The 8,512-nt window shown below is 41.4% G+C and carries 5 protein-coding genes; 3 read left to right on the plus strand and 2 right to left on the minus strand.

What is annotated here, in order from left to right; genetic code table 11:
• Positions 1-1,034: 1,034 nt before the first annotated feature.
• Positions 1,035-2,153, minus strand: a complete 1,119-nt coding sequence (gene gcvT / locus CXF74_RS03735) for a glycine cleavage system aminomethyltransferase GcvT (protein WP_101081056.1) — start codon at positions 2,151-2,153, stop codon at positions 1,035-1,037.
• 96 nt (positions 2,154-2,249) lie between these two features.
• Positions 2,250-2,912 carry a helix-turn-helix domain-containing protein gene (locus CXF74_RS03740; RefSeq protein WP_232772430.1) on the minus strand — a complete coding sequence of 221 codons (663 nt, stop codon included), beginning with the start codon at positions 2,910-2,912 and terminating at the stop codon, positions 2,250-2,252.
• A gap of 438 nt (positions 2,913-3,350) precedes the next feature.
• Here CXF74_RS03740 and gcvH point away from each other — a divergent pair, with 438 nt between their 5' ends.
• From gcvH to purU, 3 genes are all read left to right on the plus strand, one after another.
• Complete coding sequence (gene gcvH / locus CXF74_RS03745; protein WP_101081057.1) at positions 3,351-3,737, plus strand: glycine cleavage system protein GcvH; 387 nt, start codon at positions 3,351-3,353, stop codon at positions 3,735-3,737.
• A 233-nt stretch (positions 3,738-3,970) separates the two neighbouring features.
• Entirely contained in the window at positions 3,971-6,871 is a 2,901-nt protein-coding gene (gcvP, locus tag CXF74_RS03750) for an aminomethyl-transferring glycine dehydrogenase (RefSeq protein WP_101081058.1), read from the plus strand.
• 625 nt (positions 6,872-7,496) lie between these two features.
• A complete protein-coding gene (gene purU, locus CXF74_RS03755; RefSeq protein WP_101081059.1) occupies positions 7,497-8,399 on the plus strand; it encodes a formyltetrahydrofolate deformylase in 903 nt (300 codons plus the stop codon).
• Positions 8,400-8,512 lie beyond the last annotated feature (113 nt).

The raw sequence follows: 8,512 nt of genomic DNA on the forward strand, positions 1-8,512 counted from the left end.
AAGATGTTGGTAGTCACTAACATTTGTCCGTAGGTCAGCTATGTTTGTAATGAAATGCAAACACTTTTTACAAAATAAATCTGCCTTCAATGAAGAAAAAAAAATTAAATAACTAAAACTCATAAATTCCATTTGCTTCATGTTTTTATGATTTATAGTGGCTTTTGAATTTATCTTAGTGCGTTTTGGCATCAATTATGCGCGGGTTATGTTTATTGTCGTGAGTTCACATTCGTCGCCACAAACTGGTTACAATTTGTTTACTAATTCGTCGGGTTGATCTAAATCAACGCGTCTTATGGCTGAATCGGTTTTTATGGGGATTCAAAAGCGTTAATAGCATGTTAACGAAAAGAGCGACTCTATTATTCACTAGTATAAAAACAGACAGGGATAACTATGAAATTATTGATGCAGCCAAAATGTTATACGGATATATACCTATGCTACTTCAATATGCAAAGTCAGCAAGGCAAATTGTGCCGAGATGCCAGGCATAAAATTGAAGCCTAGTCATTCTAAGTCGAAATTTTATAACAACGTAGATTGGTGCAAGTTGCCTTGCCCTACGGGGCGTAAGCTCGCTTATTATTCAACCATGGCAGCTCGGCGTTACAACAATCGAAAAGTGAATAACAATAAGGGATTAAAGTCTTTTTTAATCCCACCGTTAGAAGGTTCACGTAGTTAACGTTCGATAGGTTACCTCTTGTTGTGCCTTGCTCTGCCTATCGAGCTTGTGCCTGACAAAGCATATTGAAGTAACTTGGGTATAGTCTTCACGGAAAATGGTTTCATCACGATCATGGTGAAACGAGTGCTTATATGTTGGGATCTAACAGAACCTTTGAACTGGGCATGATGCCAACAACAGAGGAAGAACTGGAAGCGTGTTTGAACCCTATCGCTAAAAACCAGCTGTTTGCTTAATACTGGCTAACAAAAAAGGGATACAAACCTGATTATCACGGTTTGTATCCCTTTTTGTCGCACTCACTTTTTATAAGCGCGCGTTTAAAGTGTGTTGTTATTGCTTAACCGCGGAAGTAAGACTGCGCAACAAACGGCATTTTGCTTACTGTCATGGCTAATTTCTTACCACGTACTTCGGCAAACACTTCAGTATCAATTGCTGTAAAAGCGAGTGTTACAAACCCCATTGCCACAGGTTTTTTAATTGAAGGTCCGTAAGTACCACTTGTCACGATGCCAATTTCATTGTCATCTGCATCAAACAACTTAGTGCCTTCGCGTACTGGCGCTTTGCTTTGGCCAATTAAACCAATGCGTTTACGTGTTACATTTTTAGTTTTGATTTGATCCAGAATTAAATCGCTACCCGGAAAACCACCTGCGCGCTCTCCATCACTGCGACGATTTTTACTGATGCCCCATAATAGGCTTGCTTCAACTGGCGTGGTTGTTGGGTCTAAATCGTGTCCGTATAAACACAAACCACATTCTAAACGTAGCGAGTCACGTGCGCCTAAACCAATCCACTCAACGGCATCATCGCTTAATAATTGACGCGCTAATGTATCGGCTTGTGCAGCGGGTACTGAAATTTCATAACCGTCTTCACCTGTGTAACCTGAACGACTGACATAACATTCAACACCAGCAAGGTCTAATTTAAGTGCATCCATAAACACCATATCGTTAGCTGCTGGATTTAATTTGCTTAACACTGTCGCCGCTTGTGGACCTTGTAATGCCAGTAAAGCCCTGTCTTCGATGATTTCTAATTGCACATCACTCGGTAATGTTGCTTGAATATGTTTAATGTCTTGTGTTTTACAGGCCGCATTTACAACAACAAAGAGATGATCGCCAAAGTTAGTGACCATTAAATCATCACTAATACCGCCTTGCTCATTAGTGAAAAAGGCATAACGCTGTTTACCTGCAGGTAAGTCGATAATATCAACAGGCACTAAGGTTTCCATAAAGGCAGAAGCGTTCTCGCCAATTAAACGCAGTTGACCCATGTGTGAAACATCAAACAAACCGGCTTGCGCACGGCAATGTAAATGCTCTTTTTTCACACCTAGTTTGTATTGCACTGGCATATCGTAGCCTGCAAAAGGCACCATTTTAGCGCTAGCCTCAAGATGCAAAGCGTGTAGCGGGGTGGTTAACAGTTGTTCAGTCATTGGTTAATACTCCATAAGATGATGTGTTGTATTTGCACCTTTGAATTAATCGAAGTGCTATTAATATTAAATGGCGACGACCTGAGCATGCACACGTTAAGAGGCAGTAACCCATAGAATTAGCGCATCTTGTTCACTCGCAGAAATCAGCATATGACCCATATTGGCATCGTAATAAACTGAATCTCCTTTGTTTAAGTTAACGGGTTCATAAAATTCAGAAAAGAAGGTGATTTCCCCCTCTAAGACTAATAAGAACTCTTCCCCATCGTGACGTATCCAGCCTGAATAATCCTCAAAGCTACGGGCACGCACTAATGACTTAAATGGCATCATTTTTTTATTGGTCAGTTGTACTGCTAATAATTCGTGTTCATAGGTTGATGTCGGGTGTGTTTTCCCCTCTTCAAACCGAGTAATATCACGACGACCTGTTGCTGAGAGCTGTTTAGGCACCGCAAACAGTTGTGGTATATCAATTTGTAAACCACTGGTCAGTTTTTGCATCGCTTGAAAAGTCGGTGAAATTTGTTCATTTTCAATTTTTGAAAGCGTTGAACGGGCTAAACCTGTTTTTTGACTCGCTTCCTCTAATGTCAGACCCAATGTTTTACGGATCTCTTTTAAACGTTGTCCGAGTTTAATCGGTGCGATTTTATTCTCGCCATCTCCATGACTCACGGTCATTGAAGGATAAACATCTTGTGGTGGCGTGGTGATTTTCATTGAATCACCCTCTGCTTGGTTAGCATCGTTCATAACACTTCCTTCTTTATTGCATTACATAGTAACTATCAAAAATAAAATTACTTGGCGAAAAACCGATCAACTTAACATTTCTGCAACAATATTTCCTTTTGGAAACTTATGACTAAACACAAAGAGATAATGACCATATAATAAACAAAATTCAGTGGCTAGATCACGTTAATGGTTAGCGCGATCAATGCAATTGCGATATATTTTGTTATTTATCAGTGAGTTATGTTTTTGTGGTGTGTTTTTTGTTGAGAGTGGAAGCCTTGCGCTTAATTTCCACTATAGGAAACACAGGAAATGATTACGTAGAAAATAGTGCCAATAATACCTTATGCACTCTTTTTCCTGCGCTCGCATAACGTTAACAAAAGTAACTTAATATTGAACAAGACACTGGCAGACAATCAATTCAATCATTACAACAATTAAGGATCACACATGGAAAGCACATTAAAATTTTCTGAAACGCACGAATGGGCACTTGATAACGGTGACGGTACTATCACTATGGGTATCTCTAACCAAGCACAAGGTTTCTTGGGTGACGTGGTATTTGTTGATTTACCTGAAGTTGGCGATGAAGTGGAAGCGGGTGAAACGTTTTCGTTAGTTGAGTCAGTAAAAGCCGCTTCTGATTTATACGCACCGGTAACGGGCGAAATCATTGAAATTAATGAAGAGCTAGAAGATAGCCCTGAGTTAATCAACGAATCAGCTTATTCAGCAGGTTGGATTGTAAAAATCAAAATGAGTGATGAAAGCGAGTTAAATAACCTGTTATCAAATGAAGATTATCAGGCCGCTAACGAAGAAGATGAAGACTAAGTAAACCAATAATATCAGCGCAGATTCTCTGCGCTTTTTTTAAGTAAATGCTCAGGCCGTTGCCATTTAAGCCTACTTCTTCGTTAAAAAATGCTCATTTAAACGACTAAACTGCGCTTTTTTGCCTTGAATTAGACCTAAATGGCTTAGCCCTGAACATTTACTGTCAGTTTGTTAAACACCTCATATTAAGAAGTGTTAATAATTACAAATAACCTCGTTTAGGAAGAACCATGACTGATGCTACGTTTCTTGATTCATTAAGTGATAACAACGACTTCGCGACACGCCATAACGGCCCAGATTTAGCGCAACAGAAAATAATGCTAGAAACCATTGGTTTAAGCAGTATTGATGAGCTAATAAAGCAAACCGTGCCTGCGGCTATCCGCTCGCCTGAAAAAATGCAGCTAGCTGAAGCGTTAAGTGAAGCTGATATGCTCACTTCGTTAAAAACAATCGCCGAGAAAAACGTCATTAACCGTAGTTTTATCGGTCAAGGTTATTACAACACGTTTGTGCCAAATGTGGTGCTACGTAACGTATTAGAAAACCCAGGTTGGTACACCGCTTATACGCCTTACCAGCCAGAAATTTCACAGGGACGTTTAGAGTCACTGCTTAACTATCAGCAAATGATCATGGACCTAACAGCAATGGAAATTGCTAATGCTTCTTTATTAGATGAAGCAACGGCCGCTGCTGAAGCGATGACATTGTGTAAACGTGCCGGCAAAAACAAAAGTAACGCCTTTTTTGTGAGCAACCAATTACACCCACAAACTATCGATGTTATCCGCACGCGTGCAGAATACATCGGTTACGACATCATCACAGGCACGGTTGAAGAGCTAGATTCTCACGATGTATTTGGTGCTATTTTACAATACCCAAGCACCACGGGTAACGTGCAAGACTTAACCGATGTGATTGAAAGCGCACATGCTAAAAAGACCTTAGTGGCCGTGGCTTCTGACCTATTAAGCTTAACGCTATTAAAAGCGCCGGGTGAAATGGGCGCCGATGTGGTTATCGGTAGCGCACAACGTTTTGGTGTGCCGATGGGTTTTGGTGGTCCACATGCGGGTTTCATGGCAACTAAAGACAAATTCAAACGTACCATGCCGGGCCGTGTTATTGGCGTGTCTAAAGACAGCAAAGGCAAACCTGCACTGCGTATGGCAATGCAAACACGTGAGCAACATATCCGCCGCGAAAAAGCGACATCGAACATCTGTACGGCACAAGCATTATTAGCCAATATGTCTGCTTTTTATGCCTTGTATCATGGTCCTGAAGGTCTGCGTAAAATCGGTCGTCGTGTACATCACTTCACCGCTATATTAGCAGCTGGTTTACGCGCTGAAGGCATTGAACTTGAAAACGAACACTTCTTTGATACCTTAACGATTAATACTAATGAACACAGTAAAGCGATTTATCATCGTGTATTAGCCGAAGGCATGAACTTACGTAAATTCCCAACACCAGATAACATGCCTGTACAATTAGGTATTAGCCTTGATGAAACAACCACAGCACAAGATGTTGAAGACTTATTATTAGCGATTACGGGCACAGCATTAAAAGTGGCTGATTTAACGACACAAGTGGCAAGTGATGAATTTGCAGGCATTCCAGCAAGCTGTCGCCGTGAGAGTAAATACTTACAGCATCCTGTTTTCAGCGCGCATCACAGTGAAACGCAAATGATGCGTTACATGAAAAAATTAGAGAACAAAGATTACTCATTAACCCACGGTATGATTCCATTAGGAAGCTGTACCATGAAGCTAAATGCAGCGGCTGAAATGTTACCTGTTACTTGGCCTGAATTTGGACAGATGCATCCCTTTGCACCGACAGAGCAAAGCTTTGGTTACCAAGAACTGGCTGAGAAATTATCAACCATGTTATGTGAAATAACCGGTTACGATGGTTTCTCACTACAACCAAACTCAGGCGCACAGGGCGAATACGCAGGATTAATCGCGATTCAGCGTTACCATCAAAGCAATGGCCAAGGTCATCGTAATATCTGTTTAATCCCAAGCTCTGCACACGGTACAAACCCAGCAACCGCATCGATGGTCTCGATGAAAGTGGTCGTGGTTGGCTGTGATGCGTTAGGTAATATCGACCATGCTGACTTAAAAGCAAAAATCGAAAAACACCGTGAAAATCTATCGTGCATCATGATCACGTATCCTTCAACACACGGCGTGTACGAAGAAGCGATTCAAGAAGTGTGTGATTGGGTACATGACGCAGGCGGTCAAGTTTACCTTGATGGCGCAAACATGAACGCACAGGTTGGTTTAACCAGCCCGGGTTTCATCGGCTCAGATGTTTCACACCTTAACTTACACAAAACATTCTGTATTCCACACGGTGGCGGTGGCCCAGGTATGGGACCTATCGGTGTTAAAGCGCATCTGATCCCGTTCTTACCAGGACATATCGAAGTCACAGAATCTGCTGATAGCAAACATTACGCAGTTTCTGCTGCCGAGTTAGGCTCAGCGTCTATTCTACCTATTTCATACGCATACATTGCCATGATGGGCGAACAAGGCTTAACCGAATCCACTAAGCTGGCGATATTAAACGCCAACTATGTAATGGAGCGTTTACGTCCTCATTTCCCTGTTTTATACATTGGTAAAGAAGGCCGTGTCGCGCACGAATGTATTATTGATATTCGTCCGATTGAAGCAACCTCTGGTATTTCAGGTGAAGATATTTCAAAACGCCTGATGGATTACGGTTTCCATGCGCCAACCATGTCGTTCCCTGTAGCGGGCACGTTAATGATTGAACCAACGGAATCAGAAGACCTAGGCGAGCTAGATAGATTCTGTGATGCGATGATCGCAATCCGTCACGAAATGCAGCAAGTAGAAGATGGCGAATGGACATTAGCGGACAACCCATTAGTGAATGCACCGCATACACAAGTGGATTTAATGGATGCACAGTGGGACCATAACTACACACGTGAGTTAGCGTGTTTCCCGTCGCTTCACACTAAAGATTCGAAATACTGGCCTTCTACAAATCGCGTAGATAACGTATTTGGGGATCGTAACTTAATTTGTTCGTGCCCAAGTATTGAAAATTACGTAGAAGATTAATCTTCTAAAATTTAATGAGTTATACCCATGTTACCTCAAGATGCTTTGTCAGGCACAAGCTCGATAATCAGGGCAAGGCACAACATGAGGTAACCTATCGAACGTTAACTACGTGAACCTTCTAACGGTGGGATTAAAAAAAAGACTTTAATCCATTATTGTTATTCACTTTTTGATTGTTGTAACACCGAGCTGGTTTTCGAGCTTGCGCCCCGTAGGGCAAGGCAACTTGTACCGATCTACGTCGTTATCAAATTTCGACTTAGAATAACTAGTAAGGAATTAACGTGTTTATGTTTATTCTACCGATAGAGGATTTATGTGTTTTTATTAATCTCTCGAAAGGTTCAATTTTCTGCCTGGTATCTCGGCACAATTTGTCTTGCTGACTTTGCATCTTGGGGTCACATGGGTATAAGCAAAGGCGAACCAATATAGGTTCGCCTTTTTTGTTTCTGACACTGTTTAATGTACCTGTTGTAAATGCTTTTCTAATACGCCTTGTTTAGTTGATGCACTCAATTTGAGTCAGCCCAAAACAAGTTTCAATTCCGATAATAATAAAACTCTTTAAGTTTGAATACTCAGACTTAGCTGCTTTTTACATTAATATAAAGGATCGAAAATGCCCGATATCAAACCACTCTCTAACGTACAGCCTACACCATTAGTACAAACCCATATTATTACGGCTGATTGTCCTAGCCAGACCGGTACGGTGGATGTAGTGACACGATTTTTGTTTGAGAAAGGGTTTTATATTAATGATATTCACTCCTTTGATGATACCGATGAACAGCGATTTTTTATCCGTATCGAATTTAGAGCCGATACGGCTGCCGAGTTTAATCGAGAAGATTTTTGCAACGAATTTTCACCACGCGCGAACAAGTTTGAAATGCAGTGGAACCTTGCCTCAAGCCCGTATAAGTCGAAAGTGGTGATCATGGTGTCAAAGCACGATCATTGTTTAAATGATTTGTTATATCGTTACCGCACGGGGGATCTTAATATCGAAATACCCGCGATAATATCTAATCACCCTGATTTAGAAGCGCTCGCTAAATGGCATGATATTCCTTATTACCACTTGCCTATTAGTAAAGAAACAAAACCACAACAAGAGGCCAAAGTCGCTAAAATCATTAACGATTGTGAAGCCGATTTAGTGGTATTAGCGCGTTATATGCAAGTGCTTTCTCATGAAATGAGCAAAAAGCTTTCCGGTAAAGCGATTAATATTCATCACTCATTATTACCCGGCTTTAAAGGCGCAAGACCTTATTACCAAGCCTATGAACGCGGTATTAAACTTGTGGGAGCTACAGCGCATTATGTCAGTGACGATCTCGATGAAGGTCCAATCATTAGCCAAGGTGTCGAAACCGTTGACCACAGTTATTCGCCACAGGATTTAGCCGCTAAAGGGCGTGATATTGAATGCCAAACGCTATCGAGGGCAGTACGTTGTCATATTGAACATAGAATTTTCTTGTACGGTAAAAAAACCGTGGTTTTTGCTAAGTAATTGCGATTACGCAGAGGCCCGTCATCCCGGTAGTCTTTTAGCCGGGATCTCAGTGCTAGAATCGCTAGTTTATCTATGCAGAACTCCGTCATCCCAGTCGTCTTTTAGCCGGG

Origin of the sequence: Psychromonas sp. Urea-02u-13, assembly GCF_002835995.1 — a bacterium.
Taxonomy (GTDB): Bacteria; Pseudomonadota; Gammaproteobacteria; order Enterobacterales; family Psychromonadaceae; genus Psychromonas.